The organism is Bradyrhizobium sp. BR 1433 (genome assembly GCF_051547665.1).
Lineage (GTDB): Bacteria > Pseudomonadota > Alphaproteobacteria > Rhizobiales > Xanthobacteraceae > Bradyrhizobium > Bradyrhizobium australafricanum.
The window spans coordinates 5,418,607-5,435,477 of sequence record NZ_JBPUGG010000001.1 but is presented as its reverse complement, the minus strand read 5'-3'; the positions used below and the strand labels follow the sequence as shown (position 1 = coordinate 5,435,477).

Genomic DNA, 16,871 nt, shown 5'->3' with positions numbered 1-16,871 from the left:
TAGCGCGTCTCGAAGGATGCACGGCCCCGATAGCGCCGCATAGAGAAACCCTGGCCGTCGCCCCTTCGAGACGGCCGCTTTGCGGCCTCCTCAGGGTGACGGTGATAGAGCGTGTGCGCTTCGCTAGCTGCTGATCCGCGCGTCGGCGACGGCCTTCTTGAACAGCGCGTTCATCGCCTCCGCGATGCCCTGCGTCGGGCTGACCTCGAAATAGAAGCCCGGCGACGCGCAGGCCTGCATGTTCTGCGCGATCTGGCTGTTCGGCGACGGGCCGAACGGGCCCTGGTTGAACGGATCGATCCAGGTCATGTACCAGCTGTTGGTCGGCAGCTGCAGGTAAGTCGTGTAGAGCACCGCGATCTTGATGCCGCGGTTCCTGATCGCCGTGCACAGCGCCGGATTGATCGGCGACTGGCAGCGATTGCCGCCGCTGATCGGCTTCAGGCAGCTTGAATTCGGCTCGTCGGCCACGCCGTCGGACACGAAGAACAGGTATTTCATCGGCGCTGCCGCCGTGCCCGGGCCCGGCGCGCTGATCGCGTTGCTGATGGCCGGAAGCACCGTCGAGAACTGGCTGTCCTTGTCGGCGGTGTAGGAATCGTTGTTGCCGTAGACGCCCATCAGGTCGATGTTGCCGGCTGCGGTCTTGGCGCTCGACAGGCTGGTCGACAGCGAGAACAGCGCGCGCGGGCCGATCGTCTTCGACGAGGCGCCGAAATCGTAGATCGCCATCCGGTACTGGCTGGCATAGGTCGCGGTGTTCGCGGCCGTGTCCATCAACTGCTGGGTCGCGCTGCGCAGCACGTCGATCCGCGTCGTGACGCCGAGCGTCTTGGCGAGATTGTAATAGTTGTTGGCGTCGTTGTAGTCGTGACAGGCGAAGGCGCACTTGTCGGACGTGTTGTTGACCATCTTGGTCACGTCAGCGGGCGTCGCCGCAACCCCATCGACGGCGAGTTGTCGAGCAGGAGATAGAAATCGATATAGAGCGGCATGTTCGCGGTCGAGGTCGACGCGCCGGTCACCGTCATCTTGCTTTGTCCGATCACGCCGAGGAACATGGTCGGGACATCGGCGGTGAACTTGACCGTCGAGGTGATGACGCCGCCGGTCTTGGTCATGGTCGGCGTCACGCTGGTCAGCGTGAAGCCGTTCTGGTTGAAGATGTTGCCGTTGAAGATCTTGGTCGCATCGGCTTCGCCCGCCTGGATCTCGCCGTCCGAGGTCATGGCGCCGGCGGCGATGAAGCCGGGCGATGCCTTGGCGATCGATCCGACGCTCGCGGCGTCGGCGGCCGATATCAGCTTGCTGCGGATCTGGTTGGCGCGGGAATAGTCGACTGCGCATCCGACCGCGACGACGAGCGGCAGCACAGCGAGGCCAAAGGTCATTGCGATGTTGCCGGAGCGATCGCGACGGAAACGGCTGATGGTCCGGATCAAGGTGCTCATGGGTTATGTCGGCAAAGAATATGATGGGCAGATAAATGAGAACCTTCACCCTGCCGGATACGAATTAAGGCCGGCTTATCGCGATCGCGGAAAGCCGCGCGGGCATAAATCGTTTGGCTGACAGCGCGTTGCTGGTTAATGAAAGCTTGCAGACTGGAAGGGATCCCCCGCCGCATGGCTGACATCAAGCTGACCCTCGTCGTCGCCTGCGCGCTTGTCGATGCCGACAAGCGCGTGCTGCTGGCGCAGCGCCCCGAGGGCAAGGCGCTGGCCGGCCTGTGGGAATTCCCCGGCGGCAAGATCGAGCCCGGCGAGCGGCCGGAGCAGACCCTGATCCGCGAGTTGCATGAGGAGATCGGCATCACCGTGAGCGAGCCGTGCCTCGCGCCGCTGACCTTCGCCAGCCATGCCTACGAGACCTTCCACCTGCTGATGCCGCTCTACATTTGCCGGCGCTGGGAGGGCATCGCGGTGGCGCGCGAGGGCCAGAACCTCGCCTGGGTCCGCGCAAGCAAACTGCGCGACTACCCGATGCCGCCCGCGGACATCCCGCTGCTGCCGCATCTGATCGATCTGTTGCTGTGATCCTCTTCGCCTCTTCCGCTTGCGAGGGAGGCGCGCTGCCAAAATATCGAAAACAACCCCATGCAAAGCAGGTGGCGGTGGCCGGCGTCCGACCAGGCGGCTTGACACGTCGGGCAACTCACCGGCATTATTCCATTATTCCGAAATCGCGTAAGCTCCCCTCGCCTTTCCCCACAAGGGCAGGGCAATCGCATATGGCCGCTTGAGGTAATCGGAGTTCCCACAAACTCGTCATGCCCGGGCTTGTCCCGGGCATCCACGTCTTCGTTCCACTCGAGGAAAAGACGTGGATGGCCGGGACAAGCCCGGCCATGACGGCGCGGAAGAATCGGTTCATTCCATATGCGATTGCCCTGCCCGCAAGCGGGAGAGGGAGTCCTTGCATCGTGCGTCCCTAACGCTTCGTCCCCTTCACCGCCGCCTCCAAGCTCGCTTTCGCCGAGCCGGGCTTGAGCGGCTTCGGCTGGCCTTCATGCGGCGCCCAGCCGGACAGCCAGACGATGTCGAAGGTGGCGCGGATGCGGCCGTCGGGATCGGCGAAACGCTCGCCGTAGATCTGCGCCATGCGCAGCATGGTGGCGCGGCGGGTCAAGGTGTGCCGGCGCTCGCGCAGCACATTGGTGGCGCCCATGCGCCTGAGATCGGCCATCAGCGCGAAGGCGCTGGCATAGCGCACCACGACGCGGTCGACGTCGGTCACCGGCAGCGCGAATCCCGCCCGCTGCAGCAGCGCGCCGATATCGCGCAGATCGGCGAACGGCGCGACGCGCGGCGAGGCCCCGCCCTCGCACTCGGCCTCCGCCGCGGCAAAGCTCTGCCGCAACTCGGTCAGCGTATCGCCGCCGAGCATCGCCGCGAGCAATAGCCCGTCCGGCTTCAGCCCCCGGCGGATCTGCGCCAGCACGCCCGGCAGATCATTGACGAACTGGAAGGCGAGCGCGGAGACCACGAGATCGCGCGACTCCGGCGCCAGGCCGAGCGCTTCCGCCTCGCTGAAGCCGATCGCATCGACCGCGGCGACACGCCCGCGCAGGGCGTCCGCGAGCCCGTTGCCCGGCGTCCAGACATCGGCAGCCGCCGAAAAGCTGCGTGACACCGCCAGCAGCCGATCCGTCATGTCTTCGCTAGCGCGATCGAGCAGGAACGTCGCCGCCCCGTCGCGCCGCGCGCGCGCCAGCCGCGCGCCGAGCAAGGCGCGATCGAACAGGATGGGGGCTGAGGGCGGGGGCGTTGCCATGCCGCTGGTTACGCCGGACCGCCGCCGCAGGCAATGCGCCTTGAGCCAGCGCTGCTCAAACGCTAGCCTCATCAGCCATGGACGCCGAGGCATCACCGACACGCTCCATTACCGGTCACGTCCAGCGCGCGCTTGGCGCGGTCGGGGGTGCGTGGCTGCGCACGGCGCGGCTGGCGCTCGATATCGCGCTGCCGACGCTATGCGTTTCGTGCCGCGAGCCGGTCGATGGCGAGGGGGTGTGCGCGGCCTGCTGGGCCAGATTGTCGTTCATCGCGCCGCCGTTCTGCCCGCGGCTCGGAATTCCCTTCGTCTACGATCCGGGGCCCGAGTTGCTGTCGATGGAGGCGATCGCCAATCCGCCGGCCTACCAGCGCGCCCGCGCCGCAGTGCGCTATGACGATGTCGCGCGCACGCTGGTGCACGCATTGAAATACCAGGATCGCACCGATCTGGCGCCGACAATGGGTCGCTGGATGGCGCGGGCGGGGAAGGAATTGCTCGCCGAGGCCGATCTGCTGGTTCCGGTTCCTCTGCACTGGCGGCGCGGCTGGAGCCGGCGCTACAACCAGTCCGGGGCGCTCGCCAAGGTGATCGCGCGCCAGAGCGGCGTCAAAATGGCTGCCGAAGCGCTGCGGCGCATCCGCGCCACCGAGCAGCAGATCGGGCTGTCACGCAAGGATCGCGCCAGCAATGTGCAGGGCGCATTCGGGGTCGCCGATGAACGCAAGGCTGACGTCCAGGGCCGCCGTGTGATCCTGATCGACGACGTCCTGACCTCGGGCGCGACAGTCGATGCCTGCGCGCGGGCGCTGCTCCGCGCCAAAGCCGCGCAGGTCGACGTGCTGGTGTTTGCCCGGGTTGTCGATACCCACCGCGCTCCCATATAATCTGACATTCTGGTTCAACCGAGCGCACCATGACCGCTGCCATTGAAATCTACACCCGCCCGGGCTGCGGTTATTGCAGCGCGGCCAAATCGCTTTTGACGCGCAAGAACGCCGCGTTCACCGAATTGAGCGTCGCCAGCAACCCGGCCTATCGCGACGAGATGTATGGCCGCGCCGGTGCCGGCTCGACCTTCCCGCAGATCTTCATCGGCAAGACCCATGTCGGCGGCTGCGACGAGCTCTACGCGCTCGACCGCGAGGGCAAGCTCGACGGCCTGCTCAGCAACGGAGGCGGCGCCTGATGACGGAGAACATTTTCACCGCCGCCATGGTGCAGATGCGCACCGGATTGCTGCCGGAGCCGAGCCTCGAGCAGGGCACGCGGCTGATCCGCGAGGCGGCGGCGCAGGGTGCCAAGTACGTGCTGACCCCTGAGGTCAGCAACATGATGCAGCTCAACCGCAAGGCGCTGTTCGAGCATTTGGCGAGCGAAGAGGACGATACGTCGCTGAAGGCGTATCGCGCGCTGGCCGCCGAGCTGAAGATCCACCTGCATATCGGCTCGCTGGCGATGCGCTACTCGCCGGAGAAGGCGGTCAACCGCTCGTTCCTGATCGGGCCCGAGGGCAATCTGCTCGCGAGCTACGACAAGATCCATATGTTCGATATCGATTTGCCGGGCGGCGAGAGCTACCGCGAATCGGCCAATTATCAGCCCGGCGAAACTGCCGTGATCTCCGACCTGCCCTGGGGCCGGATCGGACTGACTATCTGCTACGACGTGCGCTTCCCGGCGCTGTACCGCGCGCTGGCCGAAGCCGGCGCATCGTTCCTCACCGTGCCGTCCGCCTTCACCCGCAAGACCGGCGAAGCGCATTGGCACACGCTGCTGCGCGCCCGCGCCATCGAGACCGGCTGCTTCGTGTTCGCGGCAGCGCAGGCCGGCCTGCATGAGAACAAGCGCGAGACCTTCGGCCATTCGCTGATCATCGACCCCTGGGGCGAGATCCTCGCCGAGGGCGGCGTCGAGCCGGGCGTGTTCCTGGCCGAGATCGACCCCGCCAAGGTCGAGACCGCGCGCAAGACCATTCCCTCGCTGCAGCATGGCAGGCGTTTCGGCATCGCCGACCCCAAGGCCGGCCCGGAACATCTGCACCTCGTCCGGGGTTCGGCATGATCCGCTACACGCTGCGCTGCGAGCGCGGCCACCAGTTCGAAAGCTGGTTCCAGAGCTCCTCGGCCTATGAATCGCAGGAGCGGCGTCACCTGATCGATTGCCCGTCCTGCGGCTCGAGCAAGATCGAGCGCGCGATCATGGCGCCGCAGGTCGTCAGCAAGAAGGGCCGCGAACCGGCCCAGCCGGCGCCGGCCGCGCCCGTCGAGGCGACCGGCAATGAACCGACGTCGCTGATGATGGCGCAGGAGCGCGAGCTGCGCAGCAAGCTGAAGGAGCTGCGCGACCACATCGTGAAGAACGCCGACAATGTCGGCGACCGCTTCCCCAACGAAGCACGCAAGATGCATTACGGCGATATCGAGCACCGGCCGATCTACGGCGAGGCCTCGCCCGAAGAGGCCCGCGCGCTGATCGACGAAGGCGTCGAGGTCTCGCCGCTGCCGACGCTGCCGGAAGACCGGAATTGACGCGCAGCGTCATTCCGGGGCACGCGAAGCGTGAACCCGGAATCTCGCGCCGCAACCTCGAGATTCCGGGTTCGGTGCTGCGCACCGCCCCGGAATGACAATCTGGGAAGAGCATGCCCCCCGACTCATTCTCCTCCTGGCAGGTCTGGGCGTTTCTTTCCGCCGTCTTCGCCGCGCTGACCGCGATCTTCGCCAAGGTGGGCGTCGAGGGCATCAACTCCGATCTCGCCACCCTGATCCGCACCGTGATCGTCTTGATCACGCTGTCGGCCATCCTGTTCGCGACCGGACAATTCACCCAGTCGGGGCCGATCTCGGCGAAGAGCTGGCTGTTCCTGCTGCTGTCCGGGCTCGGCACCGGCGCGTCATGGATCTGCTATTTCCGCGCGCTCAAGCTTGGACCAGCCACACTCGTCGCACCGATCGACAAGCTCAGCGTGGTGCTGGTGGCGCTGTTCGGCGCCACCTTCCTCGGCGAACGCCCCTCGGCCTATGGCTGGCTCGGGATCGCGCTGATCTCCGCGGGCGCGGTGCTGATCGCGGTGAAAGGGTAATTACGCGGCGATCAAGAGCGCGACGCCGATTACGATCAGGACGATGCCGAACACCTCGCGCAGCGAGAACGGCTGCTTGAGCGAGAAATACGCCACGCCCTGCGCAAACAGCACCTCGATCAGCGCCAGCGTGCGCACATTGGCGGCCGCGGTGAGCGCGAACGCCAGGAACCAGAATTGCGATGAGAACGCGCCCATGAAGCCCGCGAACATCGAGGGCCGCCACAGCTTGAGGATCGACCTCAGCACGTCGGGCGCGCGCAGCAACAGATAGACCGACAGGATCAGCGTCTGCACGAGAAGGCTCCACATCAGCGTGTAGGAGGCCGCCGTGACAAATGAGACTGAGGGCACCGCGATGATCGCGCCGCGAAAGCTCACCGCCGAGATCGCGAACACTGCGGCGGCGCCGAGGCCGAGCACGGTCGGGCGCAGGTCGGCAAAGCTCTTCTGCCCGCCGGGCCGCAGCGCGGTGATGACGACGCCGATGGTCGCGATCACGATCGCGATCACCTTGGCCGAGGTGAGATGGTCGCCGAGGAAGATGAAGCCGAAGATCGCGGTCTGGATCGCCTCGGTCTTCATGTAGGCCGTGGTCACCACGAAAGAGCGGTCGTTCATCGCCAGCAGCATGAAGCCGGTGCCGACGATCTGGCTGAGCGCGCCGGTCACCAGCCACGGCCAGAACGCGGCCGCCGGCCACGGCACGCGATCGCCGGTCAGCAGCACCGCCAGCGCGAAGAACACCACCGAGAACGGCAGGCCGAACAGGAAGCGGATATTGGTCGCGCCCCAGGTCCCGAGCGGCCCGGTCAGATGCCGCTGCATCGCATTGCGCGCCACCTGCCCGAACGCAGCGACGATGGTGAAGGGAATCCAGAGCGAGGCGATCGTGAACATGGGGGATAAGGAAAGCATGCCGGCGGGAGTACTCGCCCAGCGTGCCCGGCGTAACGCATGCGGTCAACCGAGTGGGCGCATGACAGGCCTGCGCGATGTCCACAAACTTCCGTAGCCCGGATGAAGCGAAGCGCAATCCGGGGCCAGCTCATCCGCGGACGAAGCAGCCCCGGATTACGCTACGCTCCATCCGGGCTACGCATTCTGTCTTCGCAGGGACGACACCTGTTGTGTGGCCAAGGCCGTGACACTCAACTCACACCTCTTCCGCCACCACCATGTAGTTCACGTCCATGTCGGTCGACACGGTCCATTTGTCGGCGAGCGGGTTGTAGACCACGCCGGCCTGCTCGGTGACGGTGAGGTTGACGTCGCCGAGATAGCGCTCGAGCTCAGCGGGGGTGACGAACTTGCTCCACTCATGGGTGCCGCGCGGCAGCCAGCGCAGCACGTATTCGGCGCCGACGATCGCCAGCGCAAAACTTTTCCAGTTGCGGTTCAGGGTCGAGACCACCATCAGCCCGCCGGGCTTGAGCATGACCGCGCAGCGCTTGATGAATGCGCCGACGTCGTTGACGTGCTCGACCACCTCCATCGCCAGCACGATGTCGAAGCGCTCGCGGGCGTCCATCTCCTCCACCGTGGTGCAGCGGTAGTTGATCGACAGATGGCCCTTGTCGGCGTGCAGCTTCGCCGCGGCGATGTTGGTGGCGGACGGATCGATCCCGATCACCTGGGCCCCTAACCGCGTGAACGGCTCGCACAACAGGCCGGCGCCGCAGCCGATGTCGAGCAGGCGCAGGCCGGACAGGCAGCTGAGGCTCTTGGCGTTGCGCTCGAACTTGCGGCAGGCGGCGTCGCGGATATAGGTCAGGCGCAGCGGGTTGATCTTGTGCAGCGGCGCCATCTTGCCGCGCGGATCCCACCATTCATCGGACAGTTTCGAGAATTTCGCGACCTCGGCCGGATCGACCGAGCTGGCGGAGGCATTGGCGGAGGAACTGGAAAGAGTTGATTGCGTGGCCATGATTGCGCGCGCCCCTATCGCGCGGTGATCGAATTGCGGAACGACAGCGGCGCGGCGATGGTCCTGATGGTCTCGATGCCCTCGCCGACGCCGCGGATGGTGACGTCGCCATAATTGAGCAGGCGCCCCATGATGCTCTGGTTGACGTCGACGCTCTCGACCTTGTCGAGGCTCATCTCAAATGTGCGCCGCTTGATGAAGCCGCTCTTGTGCACCACGCGGAAATTGGTGACGTCGGTTTCGGTGGTCCAGCGGTGGAACCAGGCCGCGGCGGTCCAGTACAGCGCCGCGACCGCGACCACGGCGGCGGCCGCAAAGCAGGCCATCACGAGGCCGTCGACCGTCGTCATCCGCGACAGGATCAAGAGCGCCAGCACCACGATCCAGGCCCCGATCGCCGGCAAATAGAACATCCAGTGCGCATTGGTCGAATACAGCACCTTCTCGCCAGGCTGCAGGATCTCGTCGATATAACGTCCCATCCAATCCGCCTTCGAGTTGCCCCGTGTTACCCGTGCGCCACAACCCGCCCGCAACCGGTCAAAACACCCCCAAAAGACACTCGAGGGCCCCCTACCTACCGGCTTGCCCCCGGGCGCGGCGCTATGTATACGCGCGTTTCGGTCCCCGCGCTTGCGGTTTTCGGCGTGGGTTAACCTACTTATCCTCTTAAAGGAATAGACGCGTCGTCATGGGCCGCCTCGTGATGAAATTCGGCGGTACGTCCGTCGCCAATATCGATCGTATCCGCAACGTCGCGCAGCATGTGAAACGCGAGGTCGACGCGGGCCACGAGGTCGCCGTCGTCGTCTCCGCGATGTCCGGCAAGACCAATGAGCTGGTGGCCTGGTGCACCGATGCCTCGCCGATGCACGACGCGCGCGAATATGACGCGGTGGTCGCCTCCGGCGAACAGGTCACCTCGGGCCTGCTCGCGATCGTGCTGCAGGGCATCGGCATCCAGGCGCGCTCCTGGCAGGGCTGGCAGATCCCGATCAAGACCTCGGAGGCGCATGCCTCGGCGCGCATCCTCGATATCGACGGCACCGAGATCATCACCCGCTTCAAGGAGCGCAAGGAAGTCGCCGTGATCGCCGGCTTCCAGGGCATCAATCCCGACACCGGCCGCATCACCACGCTCGGCCGCGGCGGCTCGGACACCTCGGCGGTGGCGATCGCCGCCGCGCTGCGCGCCGACCGCTGCGACATCTACACCGACGTCGACGGCGTCTACACCACCGATCCCCGCGTGGTGCCGAAGGCGCGCCGGCTCGACAAGATCGCCTTCGAGGACATGCTGGAACTGGCCTCGCAGGGCGCCAAGGTGCTGCAGGTTCGCTCGGTGGAACTCGGCATGGTGCACAACATGCCGATTTTCGTGCGCTCCAGCTTCGACAAGCCAGAGGATATCGACCCGCACGCCAACCAGCCGCCGGGCACGCTGATCTGCAGCGAGGAGGAAATCATGGAAATGCACGTCGTCACCGGCATCGCCTTCTCCAAGGACGAAGCCCAGATTTCCGTGCGCCAGATCGAGGACAAGCCTGGCGTCGCCGCCGCGATCTTCGGGCCGCTCGCGGATGCCAATATCAATGTCGACATGATCGTGCAGAACGTGTCCGAGGACGGCAAGACCACCGACCTCACCTTCACCGTTCCGGCCGGCGACTATAACCGCGCCAAGGACACGATTACCGCCGCCAAGGCCAAGATCGGCTACGCCCGCGTCGATACCGCGACCGACGTCGCCAAGGTCTCGGTGATCGGCAGCGGCATGCGCAGCCATGCCGGCGTCGCGGCCAAGGCGTTCAAGGCGCTGGCCGACCGCAACATCAACATCCGCGCCATCACCACCTCCGAGATCAAGTTCTCGGTCCTGATCGACGCCGCCTACACCGAGCTCGCGGTCCGCACGCTGCACACGCTGTACGGCCTCGATCAGGCGTAGGTCTTTGGGAGCCCTCTCCCTTGTGGGAGAGGGTGGGTTCGATGCGGGAGCATCGAAACCGGGTGGGGGGTTGTCTCCGCGGATAGAGACCTCTCATCCGTCGCGGACTGCGCATAGCCGATGCGCAGCATCGGCGTCTTTCAAGAACGGCGGCCCGTGGGCCGCCTATGGCCACCTTCTCCCACAAGGGGAGAAGGGAAGAGGGTCCCCCAGCCGCGCCCCGGAGTTAGAATTTCTCTTAGCGGGCGCAGCATTGGGCTGACGCAGACGTTATTTGCTACTGGCAGGCGTTTTGCTTGGCAAAGCAAGCCTCGATTGGCTATACGGCCAGTCAGGTAGGCTGTCGCAAACTGTGGCACAGTTTAGTGATCCCGAATCGGCGGGAACTGGCGAGCGGCGACGCCGAATGATTAAAATTGTTGTTTTTGACGAGTTTTGCGCCAGCGGCCGGCCGCACCGGTGCGCTGGCTTCGTGGGGAGGGACTGAAACACATGCGGAGCGCGTCGGGAGGCCCCCGCATCCTGTTGAGACGACTCCGCGAGACCATGGCGGAGCAAGTCTCCGCCCAGGAGCGGCTCGACAAGATCGTGGTGCTGATCGCGGCCAACATGGTGGCCGAGGTCTGCTCCTGCTACGTGCTGCGCATCGACAACACCCTCGAACTCTATGCCACCGAAGGTCTGAACCGCGACGCCGTCCACCGCACCGTGATGAGCGCGCATGAAGGCCTGGTCGGCCTCGTCGCCAGCGAGGCGACGCCGCTCAATCTGTCCGACGCGCAAAGCCATCCCGCCTTCGCCTACCGCCCGGAGACCGGCGAAGAGGCCTACCACTCGTTCCTCGGCGTGCCCATCTTGCGCGCCGGCAACACGCTCGGCGTGCTCGTGGTGCAGAACCGCGCCAAGCGCACCTATGTCGAGGAAGAGGTCGAGGCGCTGCAGACCACCGCCATGGTGCTGGCGGAGATGATCGCCTCCGGCGAGCTTGCCGCGCTGGCGCAGCCCGGCGCCGAGCCGGCCGCGCGGCACTCGCTGCACAAGACCGGCGCGGTGCTCTCCGACGGCATCGCGCTCGGCCATGTCGTGCTGCACGAGCCGCGCGTCGTCATCACCAATTACATCGCCGAGGACCTGCCGAAGGAGATCAAGCGGCTCGACACTGCGCTCGCCAATTTGCGCGCCGATCTCGACCGCATGCTGGAGCGCGGCGATGTCGCCGACGGCGGCGAGCACCGCGAGGTGCTGGAAGCCTACCGCATGTTCGCCAACGACCAGGGCTGGTCGCACAAGCTGCATGAGGCGGTCGCCACCGGCCTCACCGCGGAAGCCGCCGTCGAACGCGTGCAGTCCGACACCCGCGCGCGCATGCTGCGCTCGACCGATCCCTATCTGCGCGACCGCCTCCACGACCTCGAGGATCTCGGCCATCGCCTGATGCGGCAGCTGGTCGGCCAGGACCATGCGCCGTCGCGCGAGCAGCTGCCCGACAACGCCATCCTGATCGCCCGCGCGATGGGTCCCGCGGCCCTGCTCGACTATGACCGCAAGCGGCTGCGCGGCCTGGTGCTGGAGGAAGGCACCGCGAACTCCCACGTCTCGATCGTGGCGCGCGCGCTCGGCATTCCCGCGGTCGGCGAGGTGCCGAACGCGCCCGGCATCGCCGATCCGGGCGATGCCATCATCGTCGACGGCATTTCCGGCGAGATCTATGTCCGCCCCTCGACCGAGATCGAATCCGCCTATGCCGAGCGCGTCCGGTTCCGGGCGCGGCGGCAGGCGCATATTCCGGCGCTGCGCGACAAGGCCTGCGTGACCAAGGACGGCCAGCCGATCGAGCTTCTGATCAATGCCGGCCTGACCATCGACCTGCCGCATATCGACGACACCGGCAGCGCCGGCATCGGCCTGTTCCGCACCGAATTGCAGTTCATGGTGAGCCCGAACCTGCCGCGCTCCAGCGACCAGCTCGCGCTGTACCGCACCGTGCTCGACGCCGCGGGCTCCAAGCCCGTCACCTTCCGCACGCTCGACATCGGCGGCGACAAGGCGCTGCCCTATATGGAGACCGTGATCGAGGAAAATCCCGCGCTCGGCTGGCGCGCTATCCGGCTCGGCCTCGACCGTCCCGGCCTGCTGCGCGGCCAGATCCGCGCGCTGCTGCGCGCCGGCGGCGGCCGCGCGCTGAAGATCATGTTCCCGATGATCTCCGACATCGCCGAGTTCGACCAGGCCAAGGCGATCGTCGAGCGCGAATTGACCTATCTGCGCCAGCACGGCCATTCGTTGCCCGAGCGGATCGATATCGGCACCATGGTCGAGGTGCCGGCGCTGCTCTACCAGCTCGACGAACTCCTGAAGAAGGTCGACTTCGTCTCGGTCGGCTCCAACGACCTGTTCCAGTTCCTGTTTGCGGTCGACCGCGGCAATGCCAAGGTCTCCGAACGCTTCGACATTTTGTCGGCGCCGATCCTGCGCGCGCTGCGCGATATCGTGCGCAAGGCCAAGGCGGCGAAGAAGGCCGCCTCGCTGTGCGGCGAGATGGCGTCGAAACCGATCGGCGCGCTGGCGCTGATCGCCATCGGTTACCGTTCGCTTTCATTGTCGGCAACTGCGCACGGCCCGGTCAAGGCGTTGATCCTCGACCTCGATGCCAAGAAGGCCGAGGCGATGATCAATCCGCTGCTGGACGCGCCGGTCGGCAGCGTCTCGATCCGCGCGGCGCTGACGAAGTTTGCGGAAACCGAGGGGCTGGCCTTGTAGCGACGCTGCCGTCGCCGCTGCCGCCCTTCCGTACCTTCCGCAATCGAGATACCGCCATGCTACCCGAAGCCAAACTCGACGTCCTGCTCGCCCATCATGCCTCGCTCGAGGCCGAGCTGCTCGGCGAGGTCAAGTCCGAGCGCTATGTGCAGATCACGCGCGAGCTCGCCGAGCTCAATCCGCTGATCGACGCAGTGAAGCTCTATCGCTCCGCCCGATCGGAGCTCGCCGATACCGAGGCGATGCTGGCGGATGCAGGGACCGATCCCGAGATGCGCAGCATGGCGGAAGCCGAGCTGGAAACGCTGCAGGCGCGGCTCGGCGAGCTCGAGCAGCAGATCCGGATCGCGCTGTTGCCGAAGGACGCGATGGACGACCGCAACGTGATGCTGGAAATCCGCGCCGGCACCGGCGGCGACGAGGCCTCGCTGTTCGCCGGCGACCTGTTCCGGATGTATGAGCGCTTCGCGTCCTTGCAGGGCTGGAAGGTCGAAGTGATCTCGGCGAGCGAAGGCACCGTCGGCGGCTACAAGGAAATCATCGCCGAGGTGCAGGGCCGCGGCGCGTTCGCCAAGCTGAAATTCGAATCCGGCGTGCACCGCGTGCAGCGCGTGCCCGACACCGAGACGCAGGGCCGCATCCACACCTCGGCCGCCACGGTCGCCGTGCTGCCGGAGGTCGAGGACGTCGATGTCGATATCAAGGACACCGACTTGAGGATCGAGACCATGCGCGCGGGCGGCGCCGGCGGCCAGCACGTCAACAAGACCGAATCGGCGATCCGCATCACCCATCTGCCGACCGGCATCGTCGTGATGATGCAGGACAGCCGCTCGCAGCACAAGAACCGGGCGTCGGCGATGAACATCCTGCGCTCGCGCATCTACGATGCCGAGCGCCAGCGCGTCGATGCGGCGCGCTCCGCCGACCGCAAGGAGAAGGTCGGCTCCGGCGACCGCTCCGAGCGCATCCGCACCTATAATTTCCCGCAAGGGCGAGTCACCGACCACCGCATCAACCTGACGCTCTACAAGCTGCCGCAGGTGATCGCGGGCGAAGCGCTCGGCGAATTGATCGACGCGCTGACCACCGAGCACCAGGCGGCACAGCTCGCCGCGCAGGGCGCCGCGGCCTGACGCGCGCCGCCGCTTGCGCCGGCGGATGCATCACTCATTCGCCGGAAGAAGGCGAGGACTTCAGCAAGCGGCGCAACGCCGGGCTCGCGACGCGGCGCAGCTCCTCGATGTTCTTCTTCGAGACCGCCTGGAGCTTCTGCTCTCCCTTTGCCGTCAGCTTGAGCTGAACCCGCCTCGCGTCGTCGGGATCGGCAAGCCGGCTGACCAGCCCGAGCTTTGCCATGCGGTTCATCAGCTCGACGGCGGAGTGATGCCGTATCAGCAGGAACCGGGCGATGTCACCGACGGTCGGCGGACCGGGGTCGACGAAACCCTTGATGCCGAGCAGCGCCTGGTGCTGTCGCGGCGTCATTCCGGCCTTCCGGGCGCCCTCCTCGCTGAATGCAAGAAACCGGCGCAGCTCGTAGCGAAACTGCGCAAGCGCCCGGTAGTCCACCGTCGCGGCCGCCCCCTTGCGTTTGGTTGCTCCGGCTGGTGCTCGTCGTTGCTTTGGTTGCGGCATTCAGTCGTCCTGCTGCTGGCTCGTTCCGCCGGACGGCAGACGCCGTGCAACGCTATCAAGCCCGCGCCGAACGCACCATACTACCGGTCGCCCTTCCACTCATGTTTCAACGGTTTGACGATCGAGCGGCAGGGCCGGCAAGCTCAGGGCTGCGGCCAGTGATCGTAGGTCGAGCTCAATATTTTCAGCAGCACGATCTGGAAGGCGACCGGAATCCGCGGGCTCCTGCGGCGAATGGATTTCTCCAGCGCCTCGGTGATCTCGCTCTTGGTGAGATGCCCGGCCGAGGCACGCGCGACCAGATCGCCCCAGACCTCCGACAACGACTTGCCGGTGTGATGCGGAGACGGGATCGTTATTCCGCGCGTCTCGGCCCAAGCGATGATCTCGCGCATGGTTTGCCGTCCGCAATTTCGCGCCGTCGCGAGATGGCGCGCGGTGAGCAGCCGCAGCAGATCGTCCGGCGGCGTCCAGCCCAGCTTCGGCGGCACTTCGTCGAGCAGCTCGACCGCCAGCTCCTTCAGGACGTTGATCGCGCGGATGCTCAGGCTGCCCGATTGCCCGGCGCCACCGTGCTCGGTCACGGCGTGCTCTCCGGCATTTCCGGTGCGACTTGAAGGCTCCTGGATCATCGCCCCCTCACTTACAGGACCCGCACCCGGTCGGTAAACCCTCGATACATCGTAGAGCGATATTATTTCTATCGTAGGCCGATATGATTCGACGAAAGGTGACATTGACTAAATATGCCGGTGGGGAATTGTAGCCGTGACAGGCTGCTCCATCGCAGCCGGCGCATCGTGCCGCCGATCGATCCGATCCGGCGACGAGTGAGCATGCGCGCCAACAATCAATATAATTGGAGGATACTGAGCGATGAGCACCAAGGATTTTCGGCCGGGCAGAACCCCGAACGTTTCGCGCCGCACTTTGCTGCAAGCCGGCGCGGGCCTGATCGGCGGCAGCGTGCTGCCGGCCTCGATCGCATCGCGGGCCTTCGCCGAGGACCACCCGGCGATCGGAACCTATCCCGCGGGCACGTCGGGCTCTTCGGCGTTCATCGGCATCGCGGTCCCGCGCACCGGCACCTATGCGGTGCAGGGCGAGGATGAGCTCAAGGGCTATCAGCTCGCGATCGAGCACATCAACAGCGGCCACGAGCTGATCAAGAAGATCTCGCCGAAGACCAGCAAGGGCGTGCTCGGCAAGGAGCTGAAGTTCGGCGTCGCGGATTCCGCGGCGAAGCCGAACGAGGCCGTGCAGGCGCAGCAGCGCTTCATCTCCGAGAACAAGGCGGTGATGATCACCGGCGGCACGTCGAGCGCGGTCGCTGTGGCGCTGAACAAGCTGGCGCAGCGCGAGAAGGTGATCTTCGTCTGCGGCATTTCCGGCTCCAACGACACCACCGGCAAGGATTGCGTGCGCTACGGCTTCCGCCAGAACTTCTTCGGCCAGACCGCCGCGGCGGCGATCTCGCCGGTGCTGATCAAGCAGTTCGGCAAGAACAAGAAGGCCGCCTACCTCACGCCCGACTACACCTACGGCCACACCGTCACCAAGTCGATGCAGGACTACCTCGCCCAGGCGGGCTGGACCACCGTCACCAACCAGGTCTCGCCGCTCGGCGCGCCGGACTATTCGTCCTATCTGCTCAACGTCGCGAATTCCGGCGCCGACGTGCTGATCAACGTCAACTGGGGTCACGATGCCGTGCTGTCGACGCAGCAGGCCAAGCAGTTCGGCGTGCTCGACAAGATGAAGCTCGTGGTGCCCTACCAGGTGCCGTTCATCGCCCGCGAGACCGGCGGCCTGATGCAGGGTGTCTACGCAGCGACCGACTATTGGTGGACCATCGAGGACAAATATCCGCTGGCTAAGATGTTCAACGAGGCCTTCGAGAAGAAGTACGGATACAAGCCGGAATGGGGCGCAGAGAACGCCTATGTCAGCTTCGCGCACTGGGCCCGCATGGTCGAGGAAGCCGGCAGCTTCTATCCGCCCGACGTCATCAAGGCCTACGAGAAGGGCGAGACGCTGCCTTCGCTGGTCGGCGACGTCCACTATCGCCCCGAGGATCACCAGTGCGTCCGCCCCGTCGTCATCGTCCGCGGCAAGATGGAAAAGGAGATGAAGAACAAGGAGGACTATTACGAGGTGGTCGAGATCGTCCCCGGCGACGGCTTGATGCAGAAGCCGGATGCGTTCGGCTGCCATCTCGGCGACTACACCTGATTAACGTG

The 16,871-nt window shown here is 65.7% G+C and carries 16 protein-coding genes and 1 pseudogene; 10 read left to right on the top strand and 7 right to left on the bottom strand.

Annotation, left to right across the window (positions count from 1 at the left end; genetic code table 11):
* Positions 1-123: 123 nt before the first annotated feature.
* Positions 124-1,451, bottom strand: a pseudogene (locus ACSKB9_RS26180) (TadE/TadG family type IV pilus assembly protein).
* Between the two features lie 174 nt (positions 1,452-1,625).
* Between ACSKB9_RS26180 and ACSKB9_RS26175 the strand changes: the two are divergent.
* The gene (locus tag ACSKB9_RS26175) at positions 1,626-2,036 is read left to right on the top strand and encodes a (deoxy)nucleoside triphosphate pyrophosphohydrolase (RefSeq protein WP_028343243.1); all 411 of its coding nucleotides are present in this window, start codon (positions 1,626-1,628) and stop codon (positions 2,034-2,036) included.
* A gap of 394 nt (positions 2,037-2,430) precedes the next feature.
* On the opposite strand, the gene ACSKB9_RS26170 is transcribed toward ACSKB9_RS26175, so the two are convergent.
* Positions 2,431-3,273: a methyltransferase domain-containing protein gene (locus tag ACSKB9_RS26170; protein ID WP_438080404.1), complete on the bottom strand. Its 843-nt coding sequence runs from the start codon at positions 3,271-3,273 to the stop codon at positions 2,431-2,433.
* A 77-nt stretch (positions 3,274-3,350) separates the two neighbouring features.
* Here ACSKB9_RS26170 and ACSKB9_RS26165 point away from each other — a divergent pair, with 77 nt between their 5' ends.
* The 5 genes from ACSKB9_RS26165 (at position 3,351) to ACSKB9_RS26145 (ending at position 6,358) form a co-directional block, all read left to right on the top strand.
* Positions 3,351-4,160: a ComF family protein gene (locus ACSKB9_RS26165; RefSeq protein WP_438076708.1), complete on the top strand. Its 810-nt coding sequence runs from the start codon at positions 3,351-3,353 to the stop codon at positions 4,158-4,160.
* Between the two features lie 29 nt (positions 4,161-4,189).
* Entirely contained in the window at positions 4,190-4,462 is a 273-nt protein-coding gene (grxC, locus tag ACSKB9_RS26160; RefSeq protein ID WP_057015554.1) for a glutaredoxin 3, read from the top strand.
* On the top strand, positions 4,462-5,337 hold the full coding sequence (locus ACSKB9_RS26155) for a carbon-nitrogen hydrolase family protein (RefSeq protein ID WP_438076706.1): 876 nt from the start codon (positions 4,462-4,464) through the stop codon (positions 5,335-5,337). Before grxC ends, ACSKB9_RS26155 begins: the two co-directional genes overlap by 1 nt.
* Positions 5,334-5,804: a DUF1178 family protein gene (locus ACSKB9_RS26150; protein WP_438076704.1), complete on the top strand. Its 471-nt coding sequence runs from the start codon at positions 5,334-5,336 to the stop codon at positions 5,802-5,804. Before ACSKB9_RS26155 ends, ACSKB9_RS26150 begins: the two co-directional genes overlap by 4 nt.
* A 113-nt stretch (positions 5,805-5,917) precedes the next feature.
* On the top strand, positions 5,918-6,358 hold the full coding sequence (locus ACSKB9_RS26145; protein WP_438076702.1) for an EamA family transporter: 441 nt from the start codon (positions 5,918-5,920) through the stop codon (positions 6,356-6,358).
* On the opposite strand, the gene ACSKB9_RS26140 is transcribed toward ACSKB9_RS26145, so the two are convergent.
* The 3 genes from ACSKB9_RS26140 to ACSKB9_RS26130 form a co-directional block, all read right to left on the bottom strand.
* The gene (locus ACSKB9_RS26140) at positions 6,359-7,258 is read right to left on the bottom strand and encodes an EamA family transporter (protein ID WP_438080403.1); all 900 of its coding nucleotides are present in this window, start codon (positions 7,256-7,258) and stop codon (positions 6,359-6,361) included. It lies immediately after the preceding gene.
* Between the two features lie 256 nt (positions 7,259-7,514).
* Positions 7,515-8,285, bottom strand: coding sequence for a bifunctional 2-polyprenyl-6-hydroxyphenol methylase/3-demethylubiquinol 3-O-methyltransferase UbiG (ubiG, locus tag ACSKB9_RS26135; RefSeq protein ID WP_438076700.1), 771 nt, complete (start codon positions 8,283-8,285; stop codon positions 7,515-7,517).
* A gap of 14 nt (positions 8,286-8,299) precedes the next feature.
* On the bottom strand, positions 8,300-8,767 hold the full coding sequence (locus ACSKB9_RS26130; protein ID WP_057015559.1) for a PH domain-containing protein: 468 nt from the start codon (positions 8,765-8,767) through the stop codon (positions 8,300-8,302).
* Between the two features lie 209 nt (positions 8,768-8,976).
* Here ACSKB9_RS26130 and ACSKB9_RS26125 point away from each other — a divergent pair, with 209 nt between their 5' ends.
* The 3 genes from ACSKB9_RS26125 to prfA all read left to right on the top strand — a co-directional run bounded on the left by ACSKB9_RS26125 (position 8,977) and on the right by prfA (position 14,129).
* Entirely contained in the window at positions 8,977-10,233 is a 1,257-nt protein-coding gene (locus tag ACSKB9_RS26125; RefSeq protein ID WP_057015560.1) for an aspartate kinase, read from the top strand.
* 492 nt (positions 10,234-10,725) lie between these two features.
* On the top strand, positions 10,726-12,993 hold the full coding sequence (gene ptsP, locus ACSKB9_RS26120; RefSeq protein ID WP_438076697.1) for a phosphoenolpyruvate--protein phosphotransferase: 2,268 nt from the start codon (positions 10,726-10,728) through the stop codon (positions 12,991-12,993).
* Positions 12,994-13,049: 56 nt separating this feature from the next.
* A complete protein-coding gene (prfA, locus tag ACSKB9_RS26115; protein WP_438076695.1) occupies positions 13,050-14,129 on the top strand; it encodes a peptide chain release factor 1 in 1,080 nt (359 codons plus the stop codon).
* Between the two features lie 34 nt (positions 14,130-14,163).
* Here prfA and ACSKB9_RS26110 read toward each other — a convergent pair whose 3' ends face one another.
* Positions 14,164-14,631: a MarR family winged helix-turn-helix transcriptional regulator gene (locus tag ACSKB9_RS26110; protein WP_438076693.1), complete on the bottom strand. Its 468-nt coding sequence runs from the start codon at positions 14,629-14,631 to the stop codon at positions 14,164-14,166.
* 143 nt (positions 14,632-14,774) lie between these two features.
* The gene (locus ACSKB9_RS26105; RefSeq protein ID WP_438076691.1) at positions 14,775-15,215 is read right to left on the bottom strand and encodes a hypothetical protein; all 441 of its coding nucleotides are present in this window, start codon (positions 15,213-15,215) and stop codon (positions 14,775-14,777) included.
* 292 nt (positions 15,216-15,507) lie between these two features.
* On the opposite strand from ACSKB9_RS26105, the gene ACSKB9_RS26100 reads away from it, so the two are divergent.
* Positions 15,508-16,863 (top strand): substrate-binding protein, encoded by a 1,356-nt coding sequence (locus ACSKB9_RS26100; RefSeq protein WP_438076689.1) that lies wholly within the window; start codon positions 15,508-15,510, stop codon positions 16,861-16,863.
* Positions 16,864-16,871 lie beyond the last annotated feature (8 nt).

Coding starts and splice junctions, on each gene's coding strand:
- ACSKB9_RS26175 (WP_028343243.1), top strand. CDS start 1,626: ATGGCTGACATCAAGCTGACCCTCGTCGTCGCCTGCGCGCTTGTCGAT.
- ACSKB9_RS26170 (WP_438080404.1), bottom strand. CDS start 3,273: ATGGCAACGCCCCCGCCCTCAGCCCCCATCCTGTTCGATCGCGCCTTG.
- ACSKB9_RS26165 (WP_438076708.1), top strand. CDS start 3,351: ATGGACGCCGAGGCATCACCGACACGCTCCATTACCGGTCACGTCCAG.
- grxC (WP_057015554.1), top strand. CDS start 4,190: ATGACCGCTGCCATTGAAATCTACACCCGCCCGGGCTGCGGTTATTGC.
- ACSKB9_RS26155 (WP_438076706.1), top strand. CDS start 4,462: ATGACGGAGAACATTTTCACCGCCGCCATGGTGCAGATGCGCACCGGA.
- ACSKB9_RS26150 (WP_438076704.1), top strand. CDS start 5,334: ATGATCCGCTACACGCTGCGCTGCGAGCGCGGCCACCAGTTCGAAAGC.
- ACSKB9_RS26145 (WP_438076702.1), top strand. CDS start 5,918: ATGCCCCCCGACTCATTCTCCTCCTGGCAGGTCTGGGCGTTTCTTTCC.
- ACSKB9_RS26140 (WP_438080403.1), bottom strand. CDS start 7,258: ATGTTCACGATCGCCTCGCTCTGGATTCCCTTCACCATCGTCGCTGCG.
- ubiG (WP_438076700.1), bottom strand. CDS start 8,285: ATGGCCACGCAATCAACTCTTTCCAGTTCCTCCGCCAATGCCTCCGCC.
- ACSKB9_RS26130 (WP_057015559.1), bottom strand. CDS start 8,767: ATGGGACGTTATATCGACGAGATCCTGCAGCCTGGCGAGAAGGTGCTG.
- ACSKB9_RS26125 (WP_057015560.1), top strand. CDS start 8,977: ATGGGCCGCCTCGTGATGAAATTCGGCGGTACGTCCGTCGCCAATATC.
- ptsP (WP_438076697.1), top strand. CDS start 10,726: ATGCGGAGCGCGTCGGGAGGCCCCCGCATCCTGTTGAGACGACTCCGC.
- prfA (WP_438076695.1), top strand. CDS start 13,050: ATGCTACCCGAAGCCAAACTCGACGTCCTGCTCGCCCATCATGCCTCG.
- ACSKB9_RS26110 (WP_438076693.1), bottom strand. CDS start 14,631: ATGCCGCAACCAAAGCAACGACGAGCACCAGCCGGAGCAACCAAACGC.
- ACSKB9_RS26100 (WP_438076689.1), top strand. CDS start 15,508: ATGAGCACCAAGGATTTTCGGCCGGGCAGAACCCCGAACGTTTCGCGC.